The sequence below is a fragment of the Serratia sp. CY47280 genome, assembly GCF_052168655.1.
Classification (GTDB): Bacteria; Pseudomonadota; Gammaproteobacteria; order Enterobacterales; family Enterobacteriaceae; genus Serratia; species Serratia bockelmannii.
In genome coordinates this window covers 98,660-124,666 of the sequence record NZ_JBJNMG010000002.1, presented here as the reverse complement: position 1 = coordinate 124,666, position 26,007 = coordinate 98,660, and the positions used below count along the sequence as shown (strand labels likewise).

The following is a 26,007-nucleotide window of genomic DNA, read 5'->3' as shown; positions in this document are numbered from 1 at the left end:
GGGGGCGGTCAGCGGCAAGAAATAAGGAGGATTTGCCTGACTTCGGGTATAGTTGAGGGATGAATTTTCTCGCTCATCTTCACCTGGCCATGCTGGCGGACAGCTCGCTGCTGGGCAACCTGCTGGCCGATTTCGTGCGTGGCAACCCCGCCGCCGACTACCAGTCCGACGTGGTGGCCGGCATCATGATGCACCGTCGCGTCGACGTGCTGACCGACAGCCTGCCGCAGGTCAAAGCCTGCCGCGACTATTTCAGCGCCCCCTACCGCCGCGTGGCGCCGATCACCCTCGACGTGGTGTGGGACCATTTTTTGGCGCGCCACTGGCAGCAGTTGGAGCCCTCACGCGACCTGCACCAGTTTACCCAGGAAGCCCGCAGCCAGATCGAACCTTACCTGCCGCTCACGCCGCCACGCTTTCAGAACCTGAACGGCTATCTGTGGCCGGAACGCTGGCTGGAACGCTACGCCGAATTGCCGTTCATCGCCCGGGTGCTGCAGGGCATGGCCAGCCGCCGTCCGCGCCTCGATGCCCTGGCAGGCTCGTTCGCCGACGTCGAGCGACATTATCATCAGCTTGAAACACAATTCTGGCAGTTTTATCCGCAAATGATGCAGCAGGCGAAGGAAAAAACGCTCTGAGGTCAAGCTCAAGCGTTTGAAATTGCAGCGCCTTGCAAGAATTTACGCTTTGCCGCTTGCCCTTTTGTGGGAAAAGGTTATTTTTAAAGCCTGTCAAATTTAATTAATGAATTTAATAGGTAAAAGCTATCTCATCGATTGGTCTTTTGCCCTTTATTCGCCAAGTTGTGGCCCCTATACTGGCCCTTGTTTTTACATCCACCCTTTAACACCTATTACAGGAGTAATTATGGTCCTGGTAACTCGTCAAGCCCCTGACTTCACTGCAGCTGCCGTACTGGGTAGCGGCGAAATCGTTGAAAACTTCAACCTGAAGAAGCACCTGAACGGCAAACCAGCCGTGCTGTTCTTCTGGCCAATGGACTTCACCTTCGTATGCCCTTCCGAGCTGATCGCTTTCGATCACCGCTATGAAGAGTTCCAGAAGCGTGGCGTTGAAGTGGTTGGCGTTTCCTTCGACTCAGAATTCGTCCACAACGCATGGCGTAAAACCCCTGTCGACAAAGGCGGCATCGGTGAAGTGAAATACGCAATGGTTGCTGACGTTAAGCGTGAAATCCAGAAAGCTTACGGCATCGAACACCCGGAAGCTGGCGTTGCGCTGCGCGGCTCCTTCCTGATCGACAAAGACGGCATCGTGCGTGCTCAGGTTGTTAACGACCTGCCAATCGGCCGTAACATCGACGAAATGATCCGTACCGTTGACGCGCTGCAATTCCACGAAGAGCACGGTGAAGTGTGCCCGGCTCAGTGGGAAAAAGGCAAAGCAGGTATGGGCGCTTCCCCAGACGGCGTGGCAAAATACCTGTCTGAAAACGCTGCCAAGCTGTAATTTCAGCCTGATAGTGAATCAACCGGCCCACGCGGCCGGTTTTTTTATGCCCCTTTTTGGGGCAGACCGCCCGCCTTCAGTGCTTTATTTCCCTGTTTCCGCTCACATTTCCCGCCCAGTTCGCCGCGCGAATGCCCATCTGCGGCTACTATCAATAACGCTGGCTCGCGCTTTGCAAGCGAACAGTGGCAAGCAAACACAACACAATAAAAAACTGACAGGGTAGGAATAACTATGTTTTTACAGAAATGGAGCAAACCCCTGACCATGGCGGCGCTGCTGGTCAGCGGCAGCCTGTATGCGGCATCCAACCCAGCGGTGGAAGCCAAAAACGGCATGGTGGTCACCTCGCAGCATCTGGCTTCGCAGGTCGGGGTGGATATCCTGAAGATGGGCGGCAACGCCATCGACGCCGCCGTGGCGGTCGGCTATGCGCAAGCGGTGGTGAACCCCTGCTGCGGCAACATCGGCGGCGGCGGCTTTATGACCGTCCACCTGGCGGACGGTACCGATACCTTCATCAACTTCCGCGAAACTGCACCGGCGGCGGCCAGCGCCAACATGTATCTGGATGCCGACGGCAAGGTGAAGAAAGACGCCAGCCTGTACGGCTATCTGGCGGCGGGCGTGCCGGGCACCGTGCTGGGGATGGAAACCGCGCGTGAGAAGTACGGCAAGCTGAGCCGCGAACAGGTGCTGGCGCCGGCGATCAGGCTGGCGCGCGAAGGCTTTGTGCTGACCCGCGCCGATACCGATATCCTCGACACCACCATCGCGCGCTTCAAACAGGATCCCGAGTCGGCCAAAATCTTCCTGCGCCCGGACGGCAGCCCGCTGCAGCCGGGGGACAAACTGGTGCAAACCGATCTGGCCAATACGCTGGAAGCCATCGCCAAAGGGGGAACCGACGCCTTCTACAAAGGCAAGATCCCACAGGCGGTGGAGGCGGCGGCCAAACAGGGCGGCGGCATTTTGACCGCCGCCGACTTCGCCGACTACAAGGTCACCGAAACGCCGCCGATCACCTGCAGCTATCGCGGCTACAAGTTCGTGTCGGCGCCGCCTCCCAGCTCAGGTGGCGTCACGCTGTGCGAAATCCTCAACGTGGTGGAAGGCTATGACCTGAAAAGCATGGGCTTCAACTCGGCGGCGGCCATTCACACCATGACCGAAGCGATGCGCCATGCCTACATGGATCGCAACACCTACCTCGGCGACCCGGAATTCATCAAGAACCCGATCGACCGGCTGGTGAGCAAGAGCTACGCCGAGCAGATCCGCAAGAAAATCGTCGCGGACAAGGCCACGCCGTCGGAAAACGTACAGCCCGGCATGGAACCGCATGAGAAGCCGGAAACCACCCATTATTCGATCGTCGACCACGACGGCAACGCGGTCTCCACCACCTATACCGTCAACGGCCGCTTCGGCGCCGTGGTGATCGCACCGGGCACCGGCTTCTTCCTCAACGACGAGATGGACGACTTCACGGTGAAAGTGGGCGAGAAAAACCTGTACGGGCTGGTGCAAGGCACCGCCAACAGCATTGCCCCCGGTAAGCGCCCACTATCGTCGATGAGCCCGACGCTGGTGACCAAGGACAACAAGATTTTTATGGTGCTGGGCTCGCCGGGCGGCTCACGCATCATCACCATCACCCTGCAGACCGCGTTGAACGTGATCGACCACGGTATGGCGCCGCAGGAAGCGGTGGACGCACCGCGCATCCATCACCAATGGTTGCCGGATGAGGTGTACTACGAACAGCGCGGCGTTTCCGCCGATACGCTGAAGCTGCTGAGCGGCATGGGCTATAAGATGGTCGAGCAAACGCCGTGGGGCGCCGCCGAACTGATTCTGGTCGGTTTGCCGGGCGCGGCGGGCGTCAGCCCGGCCAACTCCGGCAACGATTCGGCGGTTTCCGGTAAAGTGCGTGAAGGCTACCTGTACGGCGCCAACGACGTGCGTCGCCCGGCAGGCTCCGCGGTCGGTTACTGATGTAAACGCCCACTCACCTTGATCGCGGGGGCCCTTCGGCCCCCCCAGTTCCCTTAGCCTTCATACCGCCACACGGTGGCCGACTCTTCCGCCAGCTGCAGGCGCAGCCCGCCGGCCGTTTCGCTCAACTCTCCCCGCCCTTCCACACGCCGCCACGGGCCACGGGCCAACAGCGGGTTGTGCGGCAGCTGCGCCTGGCCGCTGCCGTCGCGCTGCAGCGCCACCAACACCTGCTCCTGCTGATACAGGCGCACGAACACCAGCGTTTCTCCGCTGGCGTACAGCACCTGACAGCCGCCGCGACGCAGCGCCAGGCTCTGTTTACGCAGCGCCGCCATACGCTGGAACAGCGCCAGCAGCGGCCGCTCCCAGTCACCGACGTCCCACGGGAACGGCTTGCGGCAGAACGGATCGTTGCCGCCGTCCAGGCCAATCTCATCGCCGTAATAGAGACAAGGCACGCCGATCCAGCTCAGCAACCACACCGCCGCCATCTGCATGCGCGCCGCGTTCCCCTGCAACAGCGTGAGGAAACGCGCGGTATCGTGGCTGTCCAGCTGATTGAACTGGATCAGCTGGCGGCCGTGCGGCAGCCCCGCGCGGTAGCCGTCCATCCACTGCGCGCACCCGGCGGCGTCCAGCCGCACCGGGTGATAGGCCACGTCCAGCCCCGCCAAGAACGCCCGCACTGGCAGCGCAAAGCCCATGTAGTTCATCGCCGCATCCTCCACGCCGGCGTGCAGCCAGCGGCGCGCGTCGCCGAAGTGCTCGCCCAAGACGTAGGCCTGCGGATTCTCCTGCTTCACCGCCTGATAGATGCCAGCCAGGTGGTGCAGGTTGCCGGTGGCACCGCCGTTCTCCCCTAGCATGTGCACCACGTCCAGCCGCCAACCGTCGATGCTGTACGGCGGGCGCAGCCAGTGGCGCACCACGCTGCCTTCCCCGCGATAGATCGCTTCCGCCACCTGCGGCTCGGCGAAGTTGAGCTTCGGCAGGCTGGCGTTGCCCTTCCAGTCGAGCGCGCGGCCGTCCGGGTAAAAGTTGAACCAGCCGCGATACGGCGAATCGGGATGGTGACAGGCGCCGTTTTCGCCCTGACGATGGCGGTCGAACCACGGATGCGAGTCACCGGTGTGGTTGAAGACCCCGTCCAGCACCAGTTTCATGCCCACCTTGTGAGTGCTCACTCGCAAACGCTGCAGCGCCGCGTTGCCGCCGAAGTGCGGATCGACCTGGTAATAGTCCTCGGTATCGTACTTATGTACGCTCGGCGCGGTAAAAATCGGGTTCAGATACAGCGCCGTCACGCCCAGCTGCTGCAAATACGGCAGTTTGGCGCAGATGCCGTCCAGATCGCCGCCGTAAAAGGTCGAGGCGGCGTGACGATCCTCCAGCGGATGCTGCCAGTCGCGCCGAATCACCTCGGCACCGGCCGCGTGATGGCGGTAGCTGCCGCTTTGGATGCCGTGCTCGCCGCCGCTGCTGGCGAAGCGATCGGGGAAAATCTGGTAGAACAGCTGATCCGCCACCCACTCGGGGCCATGGTCGGGCTCGTCGACGGCGAACTGCGCCAGCTGGCCCGGCGGCGTTGGCGACCAGCCCTGCGGGCCGAACCACTGCTGGCGATCGGCCCACAGCAGCTTGAAGCAGTAACGCCGCGTCGGCTCGCCCTCATTCAGCGTCAGGCTGGCCTGGTAGCGCCGCATCCCCTCGTAGCGCTGCGCTTTCATCACCAGCAGCCACTCTTCGTTGTCCGGTTCGGCGCGCAAAAACACCCGTTCCGGCAGTTCATCCCCCTGTAACCACAGCGTGATATCCAAACGTTGCCCTTGCTTCACCACAAAAGGCGGGACCGGTTGATGCCAGGCGTTAAGCATACTGTTTCTCCTGCTGTACCAAACGAAATCGACGGCGTTCTTCAAGAAGCGAACAATGCCACGTTAAGTGCAACTCCCCCTCCTCTCTGGCCGCAAAACCCAGGGATGAGCCGGGGGGCGGAGACCGAAAAATAACGCTAACTCGATGTAAAAAAAGGTAAACAGGCACAAATCCTTCACGTTACCCCTTAGGCTAACGCGTTTTGAGCTTACAGGATATTTTTTGCGCATTTTTTAAGGAGCGGTAATGCAACAACAGATAACGCGCTGGCTGGAACAGTTTGGTTTGGAATTCGGCGGAGTGATGTCGCTGTTGATGGTATTGGGGTTGATTGTCCTGATCTCGGTGGTGATCCACCTGGTGCTGCACCGGGTGGTGTTGGCCGCCCTTCAGCGCCGCGGCCAGCAATCGCAGCGCGTCTGGCAACAGGCCATCACCCAATACAAACTGTTCCAGCGCGTGGCGCTGCTGCTGCAAGGGGTGATCATCAGCATCCAGGCGACGCTGTGGTTGCAGAGCGGCAGCCAAACCCAGGCGGTGATCGTCACCGCCGCGCAGGTGTGGATCCTCGCCTTCACCCTGCTGTCGCTGTTCTCGCTGCTGGATACGCTGCTGGCGCTGCTGCGCCAAAGTCCGATCGCCAATCAGCTGCCGCTGCGCGGCATTTTCCAGGGCCTGAAACTGGTGGCGGCGATCCTGATCGGCATCATGATCGTTTCGTTGCTGATGGGCAAATCGCCGCTGCTGCTGCTCAGCGGCCTGGGTGCCATGACCGCGGTCTTGATGTTGGTGTTCAAGGATCCGATCCTCGGGCTGGTGGCCGGCATTCAGCTCTCCGCCAACGATATGCTGAAGATCGGCGACTGGCTGGAAATGCCGAAATACGGCGCCGACGGCGCGGTCACCGACATCGGCCTGACCACGGTCAAAGTGCGTAACTGGGACAACACCGTCACCACTATTCCTACCTACGCGCTGATCTCCGACTCGTTCAAGAACTGGCGGTCGATGTCGGAATCCGGCGGGCGCCGCATCAAGCGCAGCCTGAATATCGACACCGGCAGCGTGCACTTCCTGTCGGAAGAGGAACAGCGCCGCCTGCAGCGCAACCCGCTGCTGCACAGCTACCTGAACGTCAAGACCCAGGAGCTGAGCCAGCATAACCAGGAGATCGCCGTCGATCTGGCCTCGCCGCTCAACGGCCGCCGCCTGACCAACCTCGGCACGCTGCGCGCCTATCTGGAAGCCTACCTGCGCGCTCACCCGCGCATTCACCAGAATATGACGCTGATGGTGCGCCAGCTGGCGCCGACGCCGGAGGGCCTGCCGCTGGAAATCTACGCCTTTACCAACACCACGGTCTGGGCGGAGTACGAAAGCATTCAGGCGGATATTTTCGACCATATCCTGGCGGTGATCGACGAGTTCGGCCTGCGCGTGCATCAAACGCCAACCGGCAATGACCTGCGCGGCATGCTGCAACAAAGCGCGAACGCTTCCTGACGTCGGCTGACGTAATTGTGTCTGCTGGTAATTATTCTCTTTCAATTACCAGCAGATATCTCCATCCCCTTCTTTTCCCCGGCGAAAACGGCGTTAATGCGCCATCACCTTCACTACCGAGAGGGAAAGCCCTTGCTGAAACGGTTACGTCACCGGTTGTTTACCCTGATGGCCACCCTGCTGTTTATCGGCTGCCTGCACAGCGCTTCGCTGGACGAAAGCCGCATGCCCCGCAATCTGCAACCTTCGCTGAGCGCGCTCAGCAGCAATATGCAGGACATTCGCGAAGTGCTGGCGCGCTGCGCCGGCGAGGAGGAGGAAGAACGCCTTAACGGCGGCGACATGCGTATCGAAGCGCGCGCCGCCGGGGAGGATGAAGTGGAAGACCAACGCTAAAAAAACACCGGCCTTAGCCGGTGTTTTTCCATTTAGTCTTGCTGCGTCGCCAACGGCGCGCGTTTTTTCTGATGGTTGACCTTGAACCAGTATCCCGCCAGCAGCAATACCACCCAGACCAGGCCGGCGTACAGCGAGACGCGCGTGGTCGGGAAGTAGCCGATCAGACCGATGATGAACACCAGGAACACGATGGCCACCACCGAGGTGAATACCCCGCCGCGCAGCGGGAACGCCAGCTGCTTCACCTGCTCTTTGCTCAGGCTGCGACGGAAGGCGATTTGGGAGAACAGGATCATGATCCACACCCACACGGTGGCGAAGGTCGCCAGGGACGCGATCACCAGGAACACACTCTCCGGCATGATGTAGTTGAGGTATACCGCCAGCAGCAGCGCCAGCATCATCACCACCACCGTCACCCAGGGAATACCGCGCTTCGACACCTTGCTGAACATTTTCGGCGCGTGGCCCTGCTCAGCCATGCCGTGCAGCATGCGGCCGACGCCGAACACGTCGCTGTTGATCGCCGACAGCGACGCGGTAATCACCACGAAGTTGAGAATGCCCGCCGCCACGGTGATGCCCATATGCTGGAAGGTCAGCACGAACGGGCTGCCGTTGGTACCCACCTGGTTCCACGGGTAGATAGACATAATGACGAACAGCGTGCCGACGTAGAACACCAGAATGCGCCACGGCACCGAGTTGATGGCTTTGGGTATCGATTTTTTCGGATCTTTGGCTTCGCCGGCGGTAATACCGATAATTTCAATGCCGCCGTAAGCGAACATCACCAGCTGCAGCGACAGGATCATGCCGATAAAGCCGTTGCTGAAGAAGCCGCCGTTCGACCACAGGTTATGAATACCGGTCGGTTGCCCGCCGTTGCCGATACCCCAGATGATGATGCCGATACCGGCCGCGATCATGATGATGATGGTGGCGACCTTGAAGAACGAGAACCAGAATTCCAGTTCGCCGAATACCTTGACGCTCATCAGGTTGATGGCGCCAATGATCAGCACCACGCTCAGCACCCAGATCCAGTGCGGCACTTCCGGGAACCAGACCCCCATATAGATGCCGAAAGCGGTCACGTCGGCGATGGCGACAATCAGGATTTCAAAGCAGTAAGTCCAGCCGGTGATGTAACCCGCCATCGGGCCGAGGTAGTCCTGCGCGTAGCGGGAAAATGAGCTGGCCTGCGGGTTGTTGACCGACATCTCCCCCAATGCGCGCATGATGATGAAGGCCACGATGCCGCCGATCAGGTAAGCCAGCAGCACGCTCGGGCCGGCCATTTTGATGGCGTCCGCCGAGCCGTAGAACAAGCCGGTGCCGATGGCTGACCCCAACGCCATAAAGCGGATATGACGCGTGCTGAGGCCGCGTTTCAGCTTATTGTCGGGGACAGTGGTGGGTGACTGTTGTTGCATGAAAATGACCCATAGTTTTAAACGTAAAAAAGCCACGGACATGTCCGTGGCCCTAGATTAAGCCGGGGGATTATCAGTGCGCGGTCACTTGGGAACGCGTGCACACCCGATCATAAATCGCGACCAGCGCCAGCATCAGCAGCGAAGGCGGCAACCATGCCAACCCCTGCTCCGCCAGCGGCAGGTGAGTGGTCCAGGCCGGCAGCAGCTGCTGGAAGCTGGACGCTTTCACCGCGTCAAGGATACCAAACAACAGGCTGACAAGCATCACCGGCGCGATGATGCGCGGCGCGCTGTGCCACCAACGCAGGGTGAAGCTCAGCACCACCAGCACGATGCACGGCGGGTAAATCGCGGTCAGCACCGGAATGGAGATCTGGATCAGGTGGCTCAGGCCGAGGTTGGACACCACCATCGAGAACAGGCCCAGGATAAACACCAGCGTCTTGTACGAGAACGGCAGATATTGCGCGAAGAACTCGGCGCAGGCGCAGGTCAGGCCTACCGCGGTCACCATGCAGGCGATGAAGATCAGCGCCGCCAGGAAGAAGCTGCCCAAACCGCCGAAGGTGTTCTGAACGTAAGCGTGCAGGATCACCGCGCCGTTGGTGGCGTCAGGCACCAGCGCGCCGCTGCCGGAGCCCAGCTTGAACAGGCTCAGGTACACCAGCGTCAGGCCCACGCCGGCGATCAAACCGGCCAGAATGGTGTAGCGGGTCAACAAACCGGCGTCTTTCACGCCGCGCGAACGCGCCGCGTTGACGATAACGATGCCGAACACCAGCGCGCCCAGCGTATCCATGGTCAGATAGCCGTTAACGAAGCCGGAGGAGAAAGGCACGCTCTGATAAGCCGTCGTCGCCGGAATCGGCGCACCGGCAGGCCACAGCAGCGCGGCGATGCCCAGTACGGCCAGCGCGACGATCTTCAGCGGCGCCAGCACATGGCCGACGGTATCGAGCAGGCGACCCGGATACAGAGAGATGCCGATCACCAGCGCGAAGTACACCAGGCTGTAGATGAACAGCGGCATGGCCCCGTCGCCGGTCAGCGGGGCGATGCCCACTTCGAAGGACACGGTGGCGGTGCGCGGCGTGGCGAACAGCGGGCCGACGGCCAGGTAGCAGACGGTCGCCAGCAGCAGGCCGGCGCCGCGGCCGATCGGCGAACTGAGGGCGTCGATGCCGCCGCCGACGCGCGCCAACGCGATGACGGTGATGACCGGCAGACCCACGGCGGTGATCAGGAAGCCCAGCGCTGCGGTCCAGACGTGTTCACCGGACTGCAAGCCGACCATCGGCGGGAAGATGATGTTCCCGGCCCCAACGAATAAGGCAAAGGTCATGAAACCCAGTGCCAGGATATCTTTTGACGTTAAACGATGACTCATACGATGTCGTGTTGCCTGTTCAAATGAAAAAAAGGGTCCGATAGCGTGGTGGCGTAACGCCCCACCCGGTTGCCGGCATGCCCTAACGTTGCAGCGCCAAATAAGCACCCTAAACGCAGTCGATCCGGCGTTTATGTCCCTATTCGAAAGTGGCCGCTCATGAAGATGGGCAAAATTTTAGGAGTTATAAAAATGGAGGTTTAATCCGACAACGAGGGCTAAGGTAAACGTTTATAGCGCTTCAAGGCAAGACGCACGGCGAAAAGCAGAGCTATCGACCATATAAACTTTAGCCACCAGTCGATCATATTGGCTATCAATAAATATACACTACATGATTTGTATCATTTTTGAACAGCAGATTCACGAAACGTGAAGCATATATCACTTTACCGCGCGAAAACGCCAATATAAGCCCGATTTTCGCGTGGCACGAGCTTCGTTTGGCCGTGAAAAAAGGCGAAAATTACGTCGCATTTTGTCGGTTATTTCATCATGGCCGGCGCGAGCGGTGGCAACCCAAGCGCCTGACGGGTCTTCTGCAGGGCGCCCGGCGGCAGCGGCAGATAGCCGTCGTGATTGACCAGGCTCTGCCCGGCAGTCGACAGCACGCGGTCGAGGAACGCGGCGGTCAGCGGCTCCAGCGGTTGATTAGGGGCTTTGTTGATGTAGATATACAGATAGCGCGACAGCGGGTAGCGATCGTTGCGCACGTTGGCGGCGGTAGGGGCAACATAGTCCTCTCCCGACTCCGCCAACGGCAGCAGCCGCACGCCGCTGGCGCGAAAACCGATGCTGGCGTAGCCGATGCCGTTGAGCGAACCGGCCACCGCCTGCACCACCGAGGCTGAACCGGGCAGCTCATTGACGCGCGGCATAAAATCGCCGCCGCACAGCGCACGCAGTTTGAAATAGCCGTAGGTGCCGGACGCCGAGTTGCGGCCGAAACGCTGCAGCGAACGCGTCGCCCAGTCGCCACTCAGCCCCAGCTCGCCCCAGCGCGTCAGCGGTTTGCTTTCGCCGCAGCGCCGGGTGGCGGAGAAAATGCGATCGAGCTGCTGCAGATTGAGGCCGCGCAGCGGGTTGTCCTGATGCACCAATACCACCAGCGCATCCACCGCTACCGGCACCGCCAGCGGCGCATAGCCGTAACGGTGTTCGAACGCCGAAACCTCGGCGGCCTTCATCGGCCGGCTCATCGGGCCCAGCTGCGCGGCGCCCGCCGCCAACGCGGTCGGCGCGGTCGACGATCCGGCGGCCTGGATCTGCAGGTTAACGTTGGGATAATGCTGGCTGAAATCCTGCGCCCATAGCGCCATCAGATTCGCCAGGGTGTCGGAACCGACGCTGGACAGGTTGCCCGCCAGCATGCCGTCGGGCTGCGCCAGCGCGCCGCGCCCGGCCAGCAGCGCCAGGCAAAGCAACAGCCCTCGGGTTATTCGGGTCATACCGGTGTCTCGCGTTAATTTTTCACCGCATTCTCTGATAAAGCGGCGGGAACAATCAACCGATTGGGTAAGGTAAAGATAAAGCGGGTGCCGATCCCCGGTTCGCTGAGGATCTCCAGCCGCGCATCGTGATGGCTGAGCGCGTGTTTGACAATCGCCAGCCCCAGCCCGCTGCCGCCGGTCTGGCGCGAACGGGCCTTGTCGACGCGGTAAAAACGCTCGGTCAGGCGCGGCAGGTGCTCGGCGGCGATGCCCGGCCCGTTGTCGCTGACCTGGAACTGCGCGCCGTGCGCCGTCTGCTGCCAGCTCACTTCGATGTGGGTACCCTTCGGCGTGTGGTTGACCGCGTTGTACACCAGGTTAGACACCGCGCTGCGCAACTGATCTTCATTACCGAACACGTTGAGCTGCTCGTTAACCCGGAAGGTGATCTCGTGATTGCCGCCGCTCAGCGACTGCGCCTCGCGCTGCAACACCCGCAGCATCAGCGGGATATCCACGCGCTCGTTCATGTCGACATTGGGTGCCGCCTCGATGCGCGACAGTGTCAGCAACTGCTTGACCAGCCCGTCCATCCGGCGGGTCTGCTCTTGCATGGTGCCGAGCGCCTTGCTGCGCAGCGAACCATCCTGCTCTTCGTCACCCATCATCTCCAGGTAGCCCTGCAGCACCGTCAGCGGCGTGCGCAGCTCATGGCTGACGTTGGCGAAGAAGTTGCGCCGCGCGCCCTCCAGCTGGCGCATCTGGGTGACGTCGCGCGCCACCATCAGCAGTTGCCCTTCGGAATACGGCATCACGCGGAATTCGACGTAGTGTTCGTTGTTCAGCTGCAGCGTCAGCGGGCGTGAAAACTCCTGCTGTTGCAGATAGTGGCTGAATTCCGGATAGCGCAGCAGGTTGAGGATGTGCTGGCCGTTGTCTTCCGGCCAGCGGAAGCCGAGCAGATGCTGCGCCAGCCCGTTGCACCAGAAGATATTGCCCTCGACGGTGGTCATCACCACCGCGTCAGGCAACGATTCGGCCCCGCTGCGAAAGCGCTTGATCAGCAGCGCCAGCTCGCGCCGGCGGCGGCGATTGCGCTGCTGCATCTGATACAGGCCATAGAACAGCGGCTCCCAGCTCCAGCGGCCGGGCGGCGGCGTCATGCTGCGGTCAATCCACAGCCAATGGGAGAGTTTGAGCTGGTTGTAGAAATTCCACACCAGCGCAGCCAGCGCGGAGGCCAGCAGAAACCAGGGCAGATAACCGAAAATCAGCCCCAGCAGCAAGGCGGGCAAACAAAAAAGAGCCAGCTCCAGAGCCAGCCTCTTCCACGACAGACGTTCTAACACGGCATATTCTCCAGCGCAGCGCGATCAGTAGCGCGTTGAGAACCGGTAGCCGGTGCCCCGAACGGTTTGAACCATTTTATCATGCCCACTGGTTTCTAACGCTTTGCGGAGCCGACGGATATGCACGTCAACGGTACGGTCTTCCACATAAACGTTAGTGCCCCAGACGTGATTAAGCAACTGCTCACGGCTATAAACCCGCTCCGGGTGGGTCATAAAGAAGTGCAGCAGCTTGAACTCGGTCGGCCCCATGTCCAACGCCTGATCGTTCGCCATCACGCGGTGGGAGGACGGGTCCAGGCTCAGGCCTTGCATTTCAATCACTTCTTCCACCGCCATCGGTGAAATGCGGCGCATGACCGCCTTGATGCGCGCCACCAGCTCCTTGGGCGAGAACGGCTTGGTAATGTAATCATCCGCCCCCACTTCCAGGCCGCGCACGCGGTCTTCCTCTTCCCCGCGCGCGGTCAGCATCATGACCGGAATATCGCGGGTCAGCGCTTCGCGCTTCATATGTTTGATAAACTGAATGCCGGAACCGCCGGGCAACATCCAGTCAAGCAACACCAAATCAGGGAACGGCTCAGACAGACGCGTCACGGCGCTGTCATAATCCTCGGCTTCCAACGGTTGGTAACCATTTTGTTCCAACACAAAGCACACCATCTCACGGATCGGCGCTTCGTCTTCCACCACCAGTATGCGTCTTGCCATCGTCAATCCTGCCAATGTGTTAGCGACTTTTCGGGCGCCATTATGCGTCAGTTTTGTGACACTTTTATGAAAAAAACCGGCTGTTATAGGCAGTAAGCATAGCGATTATTTCCCGCAGTAAAGAAAAATCATCCGGTTGTCATCATCATTGCGCCGGGACAGCCGCCGCCGCGGCCTTTATAATCATCGCCATTATCTTTGCATCCGGGAGTGTCATGCGCCTGATCCACACCTCTGACTGGCACCTTGGCCAGTACTTTTTCACCAAAAGCCGCGCCGCCGAGCACCAGGCTTTTCTGAACTGGCTGATCGAACAGATCGAACAGCAACAGGTGGATGCGCTGATCGTCGCCGGGGATCTGTTCGATACCGGCTCACCACCCAGCTATGCCCGCGAGCTGTACAACCGCTTCGTGGTGGAACTACAGCGCACCGGCTGCCAGTTGGTCGTGTTGGGCGGCAACCACGATTCGGTGGCGACGCTGAACGAATCGCGGGAACTGCTCTCCTGCCTGAACACCACGGTGATCGCGAGCGCGCAAGGCGCGGCCGAACAGCAGATCGTGGTGCTTAACCAGCGCGACGGCCAGCCGGGCGCGGTGCTGTGCGCCATCCCGTTCCTACGGCCGCGCGATCTGCTTACCAGCCGCGCCGGCGAATCCGGCGCGCAGAAACAGCAGGCGCTGCAGGAAGCCATCGCCGAACATTATCAGACGCTGTATCAGGCGGCCTGCGAGCGCCGCGACCAGCTGGGCTTGCCGCTGCCGATCGTCGCCACCGGCCACCTGACCACCGTCGGCGTCACCACCTCCGACTCGGTGCGCGACATCTATATCGGCACTCTGGACGCCTTCCCGGCGCAGGCCTTCCCGCCCGCCGATTACATCGCGCTCGGCCACATTCACCGCGCGCAGAACGTCGCCAAGTCAGAGCATATTCGCTATAGCGGCTCACCGATCCCGCTCAGCTTCGATGAGCTGGGCAAAGCCAAAAGCGTCTTCCTGGTCGATTTCGCCGACGGAGCCCTCCAGCAGGTAGATGCGTTAACGATCCCGCAGTTCCAGCCCATGCAGCTGATCAAAGGGGATCTGGCCGAGATCGAACGGCAACTGCAGCAATTTGCCGACTATGCCGGCGAGCTGCCGGTGTGGCTGGATATCGAAGTGGCGACGCAGGACTACCTCAGCGATATTCAGCGCCGCATCCAACTGATGGCGGATGAGCTGCCGGTGGAAGTGGTGCTGTTGCGGCGCAGCAAAGAGCAGCGCCGCCAGGCAATCGCGCAGCAGGATAAGGAAACGCTGAACGAACTGAGCGTCAACGAGGTGTTCGAACGGCGCCTGGCGCAGGAGGCCGACATGCCCGAAGCACGCCAACGGCGGATGCACCAACTGTTCCGCCAGGTGGTCGATGCGGTGCAGCACAATCCTGAGGAGACCAACCCATGAAGATCCTCAGCCTGCGGTTAAAAAACCTCAACTCGCTGCAGGGCGAATGGAAAATTGACTTCACCGCCGAGCCGTTCGCCAGCAACGGCCTGTTCGCCATTACCGGCCCGACCGGCGCGGGCAAAACCACCCTGCTGGACGCCATTTGCCTGGCGCTGTACCACCAGACGCCGCGCCTCAACGTCACGCCGAGCCAGAATGAACTGATGACCCGCCACACCGCCGAATCGCTGGCGGAGGTCGAATTCGAGGTCAAGGGCGTCGGCTATCGCGCCTTCTGGAGCCAGCGCCGCGCCAAGAATGCGCCGGACGGCAATCTGCAGGCGCCGAAGGTCGAATTAGCGCGCCGCGAGGACGGCAAGATCCTGGCGGACAAGGTGCGCGACAAGCTGGAGCTTACCGCAACCATCACCGGGCTGGACTTTGGCCGCTTCACCAAATCGATGATGCTGTCTCAGGGGCAGTTCGCCGCCTTCCTCAATGCCGATGCCAACGATCGCGCCGAACTGCTGGAAGAGCTGACCGGCACCGAAATCTATGGGCGACTGTCCGAACAGGTGTTCGAGTCGCACAAGCAGGCCAAAACCGACCTGGATGGGTTACACCAACGCGCCAGCGGCATCGAACTGCTGAACGACGAGCAGCGCCAGTCTCTGACCGAACAGCTGACGGCGCTGAGCGCGCAGGAAATCGCCCTCGGCGAGCAAACCCAGCGACAGCAACAGGCGCTGAGCTGGCTGCAGCAATGGCAACGCCTCCGGCAACAGCAAGGCGAGGGTCAACGGCGGCTGGAAACCGCCCAGCGCGAGCAGGCGGAGGCCGCCCCGCAGCTGCAGCAGCTGGCGCTCAGCGAACCGGCCGAGAAATTGCGGCCGCTGCGCGGCGAACGCGATCGCTGCCGCGCCGAACTGCAGACGATACAACAGCAGGCAGCCCAGCTGACGCAGCAACAGGAACAGCACTCGGCGCAGCTGGCGCCGCTGCAGCAGGCGGTGGAAAAAGCCCGCCTGGCGCAGCAAACCCATGCCGAGTATATGCAGCAGCAGCAACAGCTGATCGATGAGCAAGTCGCTCCGCTCGACCACCAAATAGCCCAACTGCAGTCGACACAGGCCGAGCGACGACAGGCCGCCGATGCCGCCGCGCAGCAGTGTGCCCAGCAGCAAACTACGCTGGAGCAGCTCACCGTTCAGCGCAGCCAGCTGACGGCACAGGGCGCACAGCATCAGCAGCAGTTGAACGCGCTGAACGAAGCGCTGGCCGTTCAACAGCAACAGCAGCAGGCGCTGGAGGCGAAAACGCCGCTGGCCCCGCTGCGCCAGCGCCTGAGCGCCCTGGCGGATCTGCGCCCGACGCGCCAGCAGCTGTTTACTCTATCCTCTTTGTCGCAGCAAATCGTTAAACGGCTGGAACAACAGCGGCAAGAGCTAAACATCGGTCAACATGAACTGACCCAGTTGGAGCCACAGCTAGAACTCATCCGTCAGCAATTTAAGCAGCAGAAAGCACACCAGGCCGATGTTGAAAAAACCTATGCGCTGGAACAACTGATCGTGGGTCTGGAGGCCGAGCGCGCCCGTTTGCAACCCGGCGCCCCCTGCCCGCTGTGCGGCTCATGCGAGCACCCGGCGGTAGAACAATATCAAGAGGTAAAACTGTCAGAAACTGCGCAACGTCTGGAGCAAATGAAAGTCCAGACCGAAGCATTGCAAAAACAAGGCGTCGAGCTGCGAGCCCGTTACGACAACCTGCAACAGCAGTTGCAGCGCCAACAGCAAACCATCGCGCAGGATGAACAGCAGTTGGCGGCCCAACAGCAGCAGTGGCGGCAGCTCAGCGCACCGCTGGCGTTCGACTTTACGCTGGCGGAGAGCGAGCGACTCAGCGCCTGGCTGAGCGGTTGCGACGATGAAGAGCGGCGCGGGCAGCACGCGCTGCAGCAGCATGAACAGGCGGCGCAGGCAGTACAACAGGCAAAAGACGCGCTCGCCGCTCTGCAAACGCAGCAGCAGCAGGCGCAGCAACAGCTGGCGCTGCTCGAAGAGCGCTTTACGCTGCTGCAGAAAACCTATGCCGACAGCCTGCAACAGCAGCAAGACCTGCAACAACGCTGGCAGGAAGGCGAAAAAACCCTCGCAGAGCGGCGCGCGCAGCGGCTGGCGCTGTTCGGCGAACAGCGGGTCGCCGAGGTGCGGGAACAGCTGCGCGCCAAACAAACCGCCAGTGAACAGGCCAGCTTACAGGCCGCCGAGCAGTGGCAAAAGGCGCAGGAACTGCGCGAGCGCCTGACCGGCCAGCAGGCCGGGTTACAACAACAACACATCCAGATGCAGGAGCGGCTGCAGCAGGCGCAGCAGCAGTGGCAGCAGGCGCTGGCCGACAGCGAATTCGCTGATGAAACCGCCTTCACCGCCGCGCTGCTGGACGACACACTGCGCCGCGAATTGCAGCAGCGTAGAGAGCAACTGCAACAGCGGCAGGTAGAGGCCGCGGCCCTGCTGACGCAGGCGACGCAAACGCTGGAGCAGCATCGGCTGAACCGCCCTGAGGGGGTGGATGAAGCCAACACGGATCTCGACGCGCTCACCCAATCGCTGGCCGAGTTGGCACAGCAGTTGAAAACGTTGCAGCTGCGCCAGGGTGAACTGCGCAACCAGTTGGAAAGCGACGCCGCCCGTCGCCTTAATCAGCAGGCGCTGTTCGAGCAGATCGCCCGCAGTCAGCAAGACTACGACGACTGGAGCTACCTCAACCAGCTGATCGGCTCGAAAGAAGGCGACAAGTTCCGCCGCTTCGCTCAGGGGTTAACGCTCGATCATCTGGTCTATCTGGCTAACCAGCAACTCGGCCGGCTGCATGGGCGCTATCTGCTTCAGCGCAAAACCAGCGATGCGCTGGAGCTGCAGGTGGTGGACACCTGGCAGGCGGACGCGCTGCGCGATACCCGCACCCTGTCCGGCGGTGAGAGCTTCCTGGTCAGCCTGGCGCTGGCGCTGGCGTTGTCCGATCTGGTCAGCCACAAAACCAGCATCGACTCGCTGTTCCTCGACGAAGGCTTCGGCACGCTAGACGCCGAAACCCTCGATACCGCGCTGGACGCGCTGGACAGCCTGAATGCCTCCGGCAAAACCATCGGCGTGATCAGCCACGTCGAGGCGATGAAAGAACGTATTCCGGTGCAGATCAAGGTGAAAAAGGTCAACGGGCTCGGCGTCAGCCGGCTGGAGGCGCATTTCAGGCTGGAATGATCCCGCGGCGCGCGGCGCAGAAGTGTGACCGCGGCGGCACTCCGCAGTGAAAAGCGTTGAGCCGCGGCGGGCACGGGTTATTATGCCAACATAATAGGATTGTTACTGTATCCCCTCCGCCGCTCAGGGCCGCAGGGAAGAAACATAAAATACAGGCAAAACCTGACACCCGGGATCGCTTCCGGGCGTCAGGTTTTTTCGTTTTCAGGATGCTGAAACACCGGGAAAAACCATGAAAATCGCTAAAATACTCAATAATAACGTGGTGATTACGCTGGACGACCGTCAGGAAGAGACGGTGGTGATGGGAAAAGGAATCGGCTTTAAAAAGAAGCCCGGCGATACGCTGGACGAAAGCCTGATCGAAAAGGTATTCACCCATAACGGCGGAGAAACCGCCGAGCGCTATAAAGAGCTGCTCGCCGAGATCCCATTAGCCTGCGTCACCACCGCCGACAAGATCATTACTCTCGCCCGCGAACGCCTGCCGGGCAAGTTGCATAACATCGTCTACATCACGCTGACCGATCACATCCACTTCGCCCTGCAGCGCCATGCGCAAGGGCTGGATATCAAAAATGCGTTGCTGTGGGAGATTAAAAAGCTCTATCCGGCCGAGTTCGCCGTCGGGCTGGAGGCGCTGGCCCTGATCGCCCAACGGCTGGACACCGCGTTGCCGGAGGACGAAGCCGGATTTATCGCCCTACACCTGGTCAACGCCCAGCTTAACGACGAGATGCACAACACGCTGCATATTACCCGCATGATGCAAGAGATCCTCAACCTGGTCAAATACCATTTCCGCTTTGATTACAACGAGGAATCCCTGAGCTACCACCGTTTCGTCACCCATTTGAAATTCTTCGCCCAGCGCCTGCTGGGGAAAAACTACGTCGACAGCGACGACGACTCGCTCTATCAGGTGGTGAAAGAGAAGTACCGCGAGTCATTCGCCTGCGCCGGTAAGATCAACCGCCACATCGAAAAGCACTATCAGCATCAGCTCACCACGGAAGAGATGATGTTTCTGACCATTCATATCGAACGGGTGCGCAGCGAAAGCGAGGAAAAGCCGGCTTAACGGCGAGCGTCGGCTACCCGCACGCCGTACTGCGGAAACACCGCGTCGGCGGAGACCAGCGTCAGCCCTTCGGCCTGCGCCTGTGCGATCAGCATGCGATCGAAAGGATCCTGATGATAGGGCGGCAACTGCCCGGCCTGTTGGCAGTGAAAGGCGTCCATCGGCAGCGACAGAAATTCCTCGGCCTCGATGATCGCAAAGATATCTTCCGGCAGCGCCAGTTTGCCCAGCGCCTGCTTGATCGAGATCTCCCAAATGCTGGCCGCGCTGACGTACACCGCATTGCCCGGATCGGCGATCTGCCTTTTGGCGTTCGCGCCCAGGCAGGCGTCATCGATCAGCCACCACAGCAACGCGTGGGTATCCAGCAACAGGCGCTTCATGCATCGCCCTCAAACAACGCCGCAATGGCCGCATCCTCGGCGTTGAAATCCGCCGGCACGGTGAACTTGCCCTTGGCGGCGCCAGGGCGGCGCGCTTCCCCCTTGATGGCGACCAGCTGTACGTACGGCTTCCCTGCTTTTGCAATAATCACGGTTTCTCCCTCCGCGGCTCTGTCCGCCAACTGGCTCAGATTGGATTTGGCTTCGTGCATATTGGCCTGAATCGGCATACGCGTCCTCCTTAGCTAAGTTAGCTAAATCATAAAACGCCGTCCAGTTTTTGTACAGGGAAGGGTTTAAAGCGCGAGCAGCCTCGCGCTTTGCTGCAACGTTTAGCGCTGCTGTTGCGGCCACAGCCAGGCCGCACCGCGTACGCCGCTGGAGTCGCCGTGAACCGCCTTGCGGATCGGCGTTTCACACTCGCCGCCAAATACCCAACTTTTCACCCGCTGCGGCACCGTGCGGTACAGGCGATCCACGTTGCTCATGCCGCCACCGAGCACCACCACATCCGGATCCAGCATGTTGATCACGTGCGCCAGCGATTTCGCCAACCGCATTTCGTAGCGAACGATCGCCTGCTCCGCCAGCGCATCGCCCCGCTCGCTCAGCGCCATGATCTCGTACCCTTGCAGCGCGTTGCCGCTCAGGCGCGCATAGTCGGTGGCGAAACCGGTGCCGGAAATAAAGGTTTCGATGCAGCCCGGCTTGCCGCAGTAACACGGCACGTCGCGAGCGTAACGCAGCTCATCGTCATCCTGCCACGGCAGCGGGTTGTGGCCCCACTCGCCGGCGATGCCATTGCCGCCAGAATGCGCCTGGCCGCTCAGCGCCACGCCGGCGCCGCAGCCGGTGCCGATAATGACCGCGAACACCGTTTTCGCGCCAGCGCCTGCGCCGTCGGTAGCTTCCGACACCGCCAGGCAGTTGGCGTCGTTGGCGATACGCACCTCGCGCGCCAGCAGCGCCGACAGATCCTTGTCCAGCGGTTGGCCGTTGAGCCATACCGAGTTGGCGTTCTTCACCCGCCCGGTAAACGGCGACAGCGTGCCGGGAATGCCGATCCCGACCGATCCCAATTCGCCGGTATGATCTTCCGCCAGCTTCACCAGCCCGGCGATCGCCGCCAGGGTTTGCCCATAGTCATGGCGCGGCGTGGCGATGCGATGGCGAAACAGCTCCCGCCCGTCGTCCGCCAACGCAATCACTTCAATTTTCGTCCCACCCAAGTCGATGCCAATGCGCACGTATTTTTCTCCTCGATGCCACGTAGCGTTGCCACAGCCTAATGTAAGCGCGCAGATGAATCACCTGTTTCCCACCCTCCACCCCGCCCTTTCTCGGTGCGTAAAGCAACGCAATTCGGAGAGAATGGGGCGATTTTTCAGCGTCAATTCGTTATCATGCCGCCCTGCTTTTGACGAATCAGCGTGCCGAGCGCACGCCCAGCCAGGGATAACATTATGCTGTGGTTTAAGAATTTGATGGTTTACCGTTTGAGCCGCGAAGTGGCGTTAAACGCGGATGAAATGGAAAAACAACTCAGCGCGTTCGCCTTCACGCCGTGCGGCAGCCAGGACATGGCGAAGACTGGCTGGGTCTCCCCGATGGGCTCGCACAGCGATGCGCTGACGCACGCGGTCAACGGCCAGATCGTCATCTGCGCGCGCAAGGAAGAGAAAATCCTGCCGTCGCCGGTCATCAAGCAAGAGCTGCAGGCCAAGATTGAGCGCCTGGAGGCGGAACAACACCGCAAACTGAAGAAAACCGAGAAAGACGCGCTGAAGGACGAAGTGCTGCACAGCCTGCTGCCGCGCGCGTTCAGCCGCTTCAACCAGACCTTCATGTGGATCGACACCGTCAACGATCTGATCATGGTCGATGCCGCCAGTGCCAAACGCGCCGAAGATACGCTGGCGCTGCTGCGCAAGAGCCTCGGCTCGCTGCCGGTGGTGCCGCTGACGATGGAAAGCCCGATCGAACTGACGCTGACCGAATGGGTGCGTTCCGGCGAGATGCCGGCCGGCTTCGCCATTCAGGATGAAGCGGAATTGAAAGCGATTCTGGAAGAAGGCGGCGTGATCCGCTGCAAGAAACAGAATCTGATCAGTGACGAAATCGCGGTGCATATCGAAGCCGGCAAGCTGGTGACCAAGCTGGCGGTGGATTGGCAGGAGCGCATTCAGCTGATGCTGTCGGACGACGGCTCGCTCAAGCGCCTGAAGTTCGCCGACACGCTGCGCGAGCAGAACGACGACATCGATCGCGACGACTTCGCCCAGCGCTTTGACGCCGACTTTATCCTGATGACCAGCGAGCTGGCGGCGTTGATCAAAAACACCATCGAAGCGCTCGGCGGCGAAGCCCAGCGTTAATCCCGCCTCAGAAACGACCAGGGCCCAGCATCCGCTGAGCCCTGCGTTCCCCTAACGAGCAACGTTTATTTGCTCAGATAGCGGCACAGATAGGCGGTCGCGTCGGCCACCTGCAGGTTGAACTCGCTGTGCCCCGGCACGAAGAACTTCTCACCCGGCGTAAACACCTGCCAGTCCGGCGCCCCTGGCAGCAGCACTTTCAGCGCCCCGGTGATCACCGTCATTTCTTCCGGTTGCGCGGTGGAGAAGGTGTATTCGCCCTCTTCCATCACGCCCACGCTGGTAAGACCGATGCTGCTACTGTCAAAACCGATAGACTTCACTTTTCCGGCAAAATACTCATTCACTTTCAGCATAGACTGGCACCCGCGTAATCATCTTGATGGAAAATCCATATTGGGGGATTACGGTTGATCTGTCACTGGTTTTTCGCGCGAAATGCGATCGCTGCGCAGAGTAAAACGCTGCCGGGCTTCTCACCGGCAGTCAGGGCTGCTGAAGCCCAGGGAGATCCAGGGGAGCAAAGCGCCTGAGACCGCGTCGAGCGGTAACTTTTCGCTATTTGAATCAGTCGACTAACTCTGCAGCCAGCTTGGCGACCAGTACGTTCGACAACAACACTGGCACCGACAGACGCGCCTGCAAAAAGGCGCGGTGACGCTGGTGATAACCGATGCAGTCTAGCACCACCACCTCCGCCCCCTGCCGCAGCAGTGCGCAAGCCGCCTGCTCCAGCGCGGCATCATCTGCCAGATAGGGGCTGGCGACGGCATAGCTCGGCGGCGTCGCCAGCTGCCGCCATTTACGCGCCTGCTGCTCAACCTGTTCCGCCATCGGCACCACGATGCCGACGCGGTGTGCGCCGACGATCGCGGAGATCAACGGCGGAATAATGCGATCCGGCTCCAGCAACAGCGCCTGTTCCGCCTGCAATTCGCCGAATTCGCCGGTGCACAGCAGCAGGATCACCTGGCACCCCGCCGCCTCCAACTCGCGGATCTTCTGCTGCAACCCGCTTTCAACGCGAGCGGCACAGAGCGTCACCTGCGTGCCGTCCAACAGGCGCGACACCAGCAGCTTATCGCCCTGTTGCGGCGCATAACGCTCGGCGATCTGCCCGGCATCCAGGCCGTCCAGCAAACCGACGTGCCTCACCCGCTCCGCCGGCAGATAAGCAGACAGCAGCGGCATGATATCGCTGCGCGGCGCCTGACCGAGGGTCAGCGTGGCGAATGAAGCCGTCATGGGTCTATCTCCTTTTTTGCAGGTGGCTCAGACTGCCGTACAGCGCCAGCAGTTGGCCGAATTCGGCAGCATCGTAGAACCGGCAAGTGCCGCGGCCAAATTCTTTGGCGACCTCCACCGCGAATTTGACCACCAGCGCGATGTCCGTTTCGTGGCTGGCGCCGGTGCCGCAGCCCGGCACCACCGATTCGCTGCAAATCGCCACGCCGACCACCGGCGCCGCAGTAGCGGTCGAGGGCTGCAGGATGCTGTTGAGGTGATGCACGCCGTTGCCATAAGGGGTGATATCCTGCGTGGTGATCGGGAAGGTCACCGCCGGGCGGCCGCTGGTCATCTCCATGATGCGCAGCAGATCTTCCGCCACCCGCAGGATGTAGCCCTCTTTCACCGTCGGCGACAGCGCATAGCCTTTGTGGTTGATGATGCGATTGCCCTTGGTGGTATCGATCGACAGGATGGCGTCAGCCTCCGGCACCACTTCATTATCGTTCATCGTCACGTCATCGATCGGCGAATCCATAAAATCGACCGGATCGTGCGGCCGGGTCGGCGCGTTCGGGCAAATATGAGTGGTGACGATCACATCGCCCGGCAGCGTGTCGCCCTTACGCTGCATCTCTGCCAGCTTCAGCGCGGCGGCAATGGCGGCGATCGCGCCGTCGCCGTCAGACACCAGCCCGATACGCGTCGGCCGCGCGCCGATGCCGCCCAGGCGGCCGATAATGCCCAGCGTCGGCGCCGCACCGCCAGCGAATTGGCCTGCGCTACCGGGGATCTCGATGCGCACGAAATCGGTACCGCCCTTCGGCCCGTCGGCGCGCAAGGTGCTGGCCCGGATCGCCGGGTAAGGCGCAAACAGATCGACGACGTCCTGGCCGCTGACGAATGCGCTATCAATCAATTCAAAAACCTGCAGCGTTTGTTGCAAACTCATGGTCGTTTTACCTCACCAATGTCATCGGCAGGGGCTATTTGCCCTTGCTGGAAAAAATCGAGCTGAAGAAGTTGTAGAGCGCGTCGCCGGCGATAAACCCGGCCGCCATGATCTCCATCGGTGTGCGGCCACGATCGCCCCAACGGCGCAGGATCGCCACGCGCAGCGCGATACCCACCAGCACCGCCCACCCGGCCAAGGCGTTATTGATCAGCAGACCGGTCGCCAGCAACACGCCGAGCTGGCGCTTAGGGCCGCCGATCAGCTGTACCACGGCGCCGGGGATCGCCCAGATCAAAAGGCTCCAGGCGATACCCGGCTGCGCACCGGCCTCGATGGTCTTCGCGTAAACGCGCGCGACCGGCGGGATCAGGTCCTGCAGGAAATAGCTGTGATAAGAGAGGTAAACCACCGGAATGGCGATGAGGAAGGCAATCAGCGCCGCAAACAGCTGAATGCGGCGCCCCAGCAGCTCCTGTCGCAGATCCTCGCCGTAGCCACGCAGGATGAAGCCTGCTTTCAAATCAAAGCCCATGTCGGCGAAGGCCGGCCCGGTGGCGGCGGTAAAACCGGTCAGGATGCACAGCGCCAGCGGTGGGAAACCGATCAGGATACCGACGATCAGGGTGATCAACGCCACCGCGAACGCAGGAAACCAGCCGGAGTGCATGGCGGCGATACCGACGATCAGCTCATGAACGAAAGCGGCGAACGCCGCGTATATCACGAACAGCGCCAACATCGGCAGCGACATCTCGCTGAACAGCCCGCCGATCAGAGCCAAAAACGCGGCGATGGCGATGTAGCCGACCGCGCCCAGGCCGAGCGCTTTGCTTACCGCACTGTCCGGTTGGGTATAACCGGCGCTATCGGCGCGGCGGCTGCGGATCACCTGCGCAACCTGGATCAGCGCCACCAGGCCGGCGCCGACCATCACGCCGTGCGGAATAAAATGGGCATTGATATCGAAACCGGCCACCGGATCGGCGTAAGCCCGCAACAATAACCCGACGCCAAACATGCTCAGCGCCCAGATATTGCCGATAAAGGCGGTGCCGAAGGCCGCCATGGGGATCTTGAGCATTGATCCGGCGATACCTACCCCTACGCCCACCACCAAAAGCCAGGCCTGCTTGCCGCCGCGATCGCCGGCTTTAATCGCTTCCGCGGCGGCGACGCCGGGCGGCCAGGCATTGGCGGCGGGGAACACTTTGGTATCGAACAGGCGATAAAGCAGATAGGCGTCAAGCAACATCGCCGCCGCCACGCCGCAGAACATCGGTAAAATAAGCTGCGGTTGCCCCATCACGTAAGGCACCGCAATCGGCATCAGCAGACAATTGGCCGCGCCGAAGGTGGCAGAGGAGATCACCGTCTGCGCCAGGTTCTGAGTGTGCACCGAGCGGTAGCGTTGGAACATTTTCAGCGGAATGCGTGCCAACAGCATGGCAATCAGCGCACCGATGATCGAGGTGTTGGGCGTCACGCCCAGCGTGGTGATCAGCTGAACGCCGATGATCGCCCCCACCACCGAAAGTAACGCCATGACCAACAGCGTGCCGGCCTCTTTTAGCGGATTATTTGATTTCATGCTTGGTTTCCCTGAATATTTCCTACTGCGTGGCGGAAATAACGCCAAACGATAGCTCGCCGCGGCAGTTCCATTATTTGGAACTACCGGTGTCACAACGTGATTATTTTCTTATTCAGCCTGTCTATTTCT

The 26,007-nt window shown here is 60.9% G+C and carries 22 protein-coding genes; 9 read left to right on the top strand and 13 right to left on the bottom strand.

Annotation, left to right across the window (positions count from 1 at the left end; genetic code table 11):
- Positions 1–59: 59 nt before the first annotated feature.
- The 3 genes from ACJ8J4_RS09940 (at position 60) to ggt (ending at position 3,471) form a co-directional block, all read left to right on the top strand.
- A complete protein-coding gene (locus ACJ8J4_RS09940; RefSeq protein ID WP_149570279.1) occupies positions 60–641 on the top strand; it encodes an ACP phosphodiesterase in 582 nt (193 codons plus the stop codon).
- Between the two features lie 229 nt (positions 642–870).
- Entirely contained in the window at positions 871–1,473 is a 603-nt protein-coding gene (locus ACJ8J4_RS09935) for a peroxiredoxin C (protein ID WP_004940403.1), read from the top strand.
- A gap of 234 nt (positions 1,474–1,707) precedes the next feature.
- Positions 1,708–3,471, top strand: a complete 1,764-nt coding sequence (gene ggt / locus ACJ8J4_RS09930) for a gamma-glutamyltransferase (protein WP_043135628.1) — start codon at positions 1,708–1,710, stop codon at positions 3,469–3,471.
- A 53-nt stretch (positions 3,472–3,524) separates the two neighbouring features.
- Here the strand turns inward: ggt and malZ are convergent, their stop codons facing one another.
- Positions 3,525–5,348: a maltodextrin glucosidase gene (gene malZ, locus ACJ8J4_RS09925; protein ID WP_197836481.1), complete on the bottom strand. Its 1,824-nt coding sequence runs from the start codon at positions 5,346–5,348 to the stop codon at positions 3,525–3,527.
- Between the two features lie 247 nt (positions 5,349–5,595).
- On the opposite strand from malZ, the gene ACJ8J4_RS09920 reads away from it, so the two are divergent.
- Both ACJ8J4_RS09920 and ACJ8J4_RS09915 read left to right on the top strand, forming a co-directional pair.
- Positions 5,596–6,852, top strand: coding sequence for a mechanosensitive ion channel family protein (locus tag ACJ8J4_RS09920; protein WP_025301745.1), 1,257 nt, complete (start codon positions 5,596–5,598; stop codon positions 6,850–6,852).
- Between the two features lie 132 nt (positions 6,853–6,984).
- The gene (locus ACJ8J4_RS09915; RefSeq protein WP_049209296.1) at positions 6,985–7,248 is read left to right on the top strand and encodes a hypothetical protein; all 264 of its coding nucleotides are present in this window, start codon (positions 6,985–6,987) and stop codon (positions 7,246–7,248) included.
- 32 nt (positions 7,249–7,280) lie between these two features.
- On the opposite strand, the gene proY is transcribed toward ACJ8J4_RS09915, so the two are convergent.
- The 5 genes from proY to phoB all read right to left on the bottom strand — a co-directional run bounded on the left by proY (position 7,281) and on the right by phoB (position 13,570).
- Positions 7,281–8,687, bottom strand: coding sequence for a proline-specific permease ProY (proY, locus tag ACJ8J4_RS09910; protein ID WP_025301743.1), 1,407 nt, complete (start codon positions 8,685–8,687; stop codon positions 7,281–7,283).
- A gap of 73 nt (positions 8,688–8,760) precedes the next feature.
- Positions 8,761–10,077: a branched-chain amino acid transport system II carrier protein gene (brnQ, locus tag ACJ8J4_RS09905; protein WP_021504688.1), complete on the bottom strand. Its 1,317-nt coding sequence runs from the start codon at positions 10,075–10,077 to the stop codon at positions 8,761–8,763.
- Between the two features lie 485 nt (positions 10,078–10,562).
- Positions 10,563–11,525, bottom strand: coding sequence for a PstS family phosphate ABC transporter substrate-binding protein (locus ACJ8J4_RS09900; protein WP_025301741.1), 963 nt, complete (start codon positions 11,523–11,525; stop codon positions 10,563–10,565).
- Positions 11,526–11,539: 14 nt separating this feature from the next.
- On the bottom strand, positions 11,540–12,856 hold the full coding sequence (phoR, locus tag ACJ8J4_RS09895; protein WP_025301740.1) for a phosphate regulon sensor histidine kinase PhoR: 1,317 nt from the start codon (positions 12,854–12,856) through the stop codon (positions 11,540–11,542).
- 24 nt (positions 12,857–12,880) lie between these two features.
- On the bottom strand, positions 12,881–13,570 hold the full coding sequence (gene phoB, locus ACJ8J4_RS09890; protein WP_004940438.1) for a phosphate response regulator transcription factor PhoB: 690 nt from the start codon (positions 13,568–13,570) through the stop codon (positions 12,881–12,883).
- Between the two features lie 215 nt (positions 13,571–13,785).
- On the opposite strand from phoB, the gene sbcD reads away from it, so the two are divergent.
- The 3 genes from sbcD (at position 13,786) to licT (ending at position 19,347) form a co-directional block, all read left to right on the top strand.
- The gene (sbcD, locus tag ACJ8J4_RS09885) at positions 13,786–15,018 is read left to right on the top strand and encodes an exonuclease subunit SbcD (RefSeq protein WP_025301739.1); all 1,233 of its coding nucleotides are present in this window, start codon (positions 13,786–13,788) and stop codon (positions 15,016–15,018) included.
- The gene (gene sbcC, locus ACJ8J4_RS09880; protein WP_264383812.1) at positions 15,015–18,266 is read left to right on the top strand and encodes an exonuclease subunit SbcC; all 3,252 of its coding nucleotides are present in this window, start codon (positions 15,015–15,017) and stop codon (positions 18,264–18,266) included. Before sbcD ends, sbcC begins: the two co-directional genes overlap by 4 nt.
- Before the next feature lie 232 nt (positions 18,267–18,498).
- Positions 18,499–19,347, top strand: coding sequence for a BglG family transcription antiterminator LicT (gene licT / locus ACJ8J4_RS09875; RefSeq protein WP_197836479.1), 849 nt, complete (start codon positions 18,499–18,501; stop codon positions 19,345–19,347).
- On the opposite strand, the gene ACJ8J4_RS09870 is transcribed toward licT, so the two are convergent.
- The 3 genes from ACJ8J4_RS09870 to mak form a co-directional block, all read right to left on the bottom strand.
- Entirely contained in the window at positions 19,344–19,730 is a 387-nt protein-coding gene (locus tag ACJ8J4_RS09870) for a type II toxin-antitoxin system VapC family toxin (protein ID WP_025301736.1), read from the bottom strand. The two genes, licT and ACJ8J4_RS09870, sit on opposite strands and share 4 nt — an antisense overlap.
- Positions 19,727–19,960 carry a type II toxin-antitoxin system Phd/YefM family antitoxin gene (locus tag ACJ8J4_RS09865; RefSeq protein WP_025301735.1) on the bottom strand — a complete coding sequence of 78 codons (234 nt, stop codon included), beginning with the start codon at positions 19,958–19,960 and terminating at the stop codon, positions 19,727–19,729. The genes ACJ8J4_RS09870 and ACJ8J4_RS09865 overlap by 4 nt, the downstream gene beginning before the upstream one ends.
- Positions 19,961–20,062: 102 nt before the next feature.
- Positions 20,063–20,977, bottom strand: coding sequence for a fructokinase (mak, locus tag ACJ8J4_RS09860; RefSeq protein ID WP_197836478.1), 915 nt, complete (start codon positions 20,975–20,977; stop codon positions 20,063–20,065).
- 216 nt (positions 20,978–21,193) lie between these two features.
- Between mak and rdgC the strand changes: the two genes are divergently transcribed.
- Entirely contained in the window at positions 21,194–22,105 is a 912-nt protein-coding gene (gene rdgC / locus ACJ8J4_RS09855; protein WP_004940461.1) for a recombination-associated protein RdgC, read from the top strand.
- Positions 22,106–22,170: 65 nt separating this feature from the next.
- On the opposite strand, the gene ppnP is transcribed toward rdgC, so the two are convergent.
- From ppnP to ACJ8J4_RS09835, 4 genes are all read right to left on the bottom strand, one after another.
- Positions 22,171–22,461, bottom strand: coding sequence for a pyrimidine/purine nucleoside phosphorylase (gene ppnP, locus ACJ8J4_RS09850; RefSeq protein WP_004940463.1), 291 nt, complete (start codon positions 22,459–22,461; stop codon positions 22,171–22,173).
- A 211-nt stretch (positions 22,462–22,672) separates the two neighbouring features.
- The gene (locus ACJ8J4_RS09845; protein ID WP_049206213.1) at positions 22,673–23,350 is read right to left on the bottom strand and encodes an AroM family protein; all 678 of its coding nucleotides are present in this window, start codon (positions 23,348–23,350) and stop codon (positions 22,673–22,675) included.
- Positions 23,351–23,354: 4 nt separating this feature from the next.
- The gene (locus ACJ8J4_RS09840) at positions 23,355–24,284 is read right to left on the bottom strand and encodes a DUF1177 domain-containing protein (protein ID WP_025301732.1); all 930 of its coding nucleotides are present in this window, start codon (positions 24,282–24,284) and stop codon (positions 23,355–23,357) included.
- A gap of 34 nt (positions 24,285–24,318) precedes the next feature.
- On the bottom strand, positions 24,319–25,875 hold the full coding sequence (locus ACJ8J4_RS09835; RefSeq protein WP_049209291.1) for an OPT/YSL family transporter: 1,557 nt from the start codon (positions 25,873–25,875) through the stop codon (positions 24,319–24,321).
- Between the last annotated feature and the right edge of the window lie 132 nt (positions 25,876–26,007).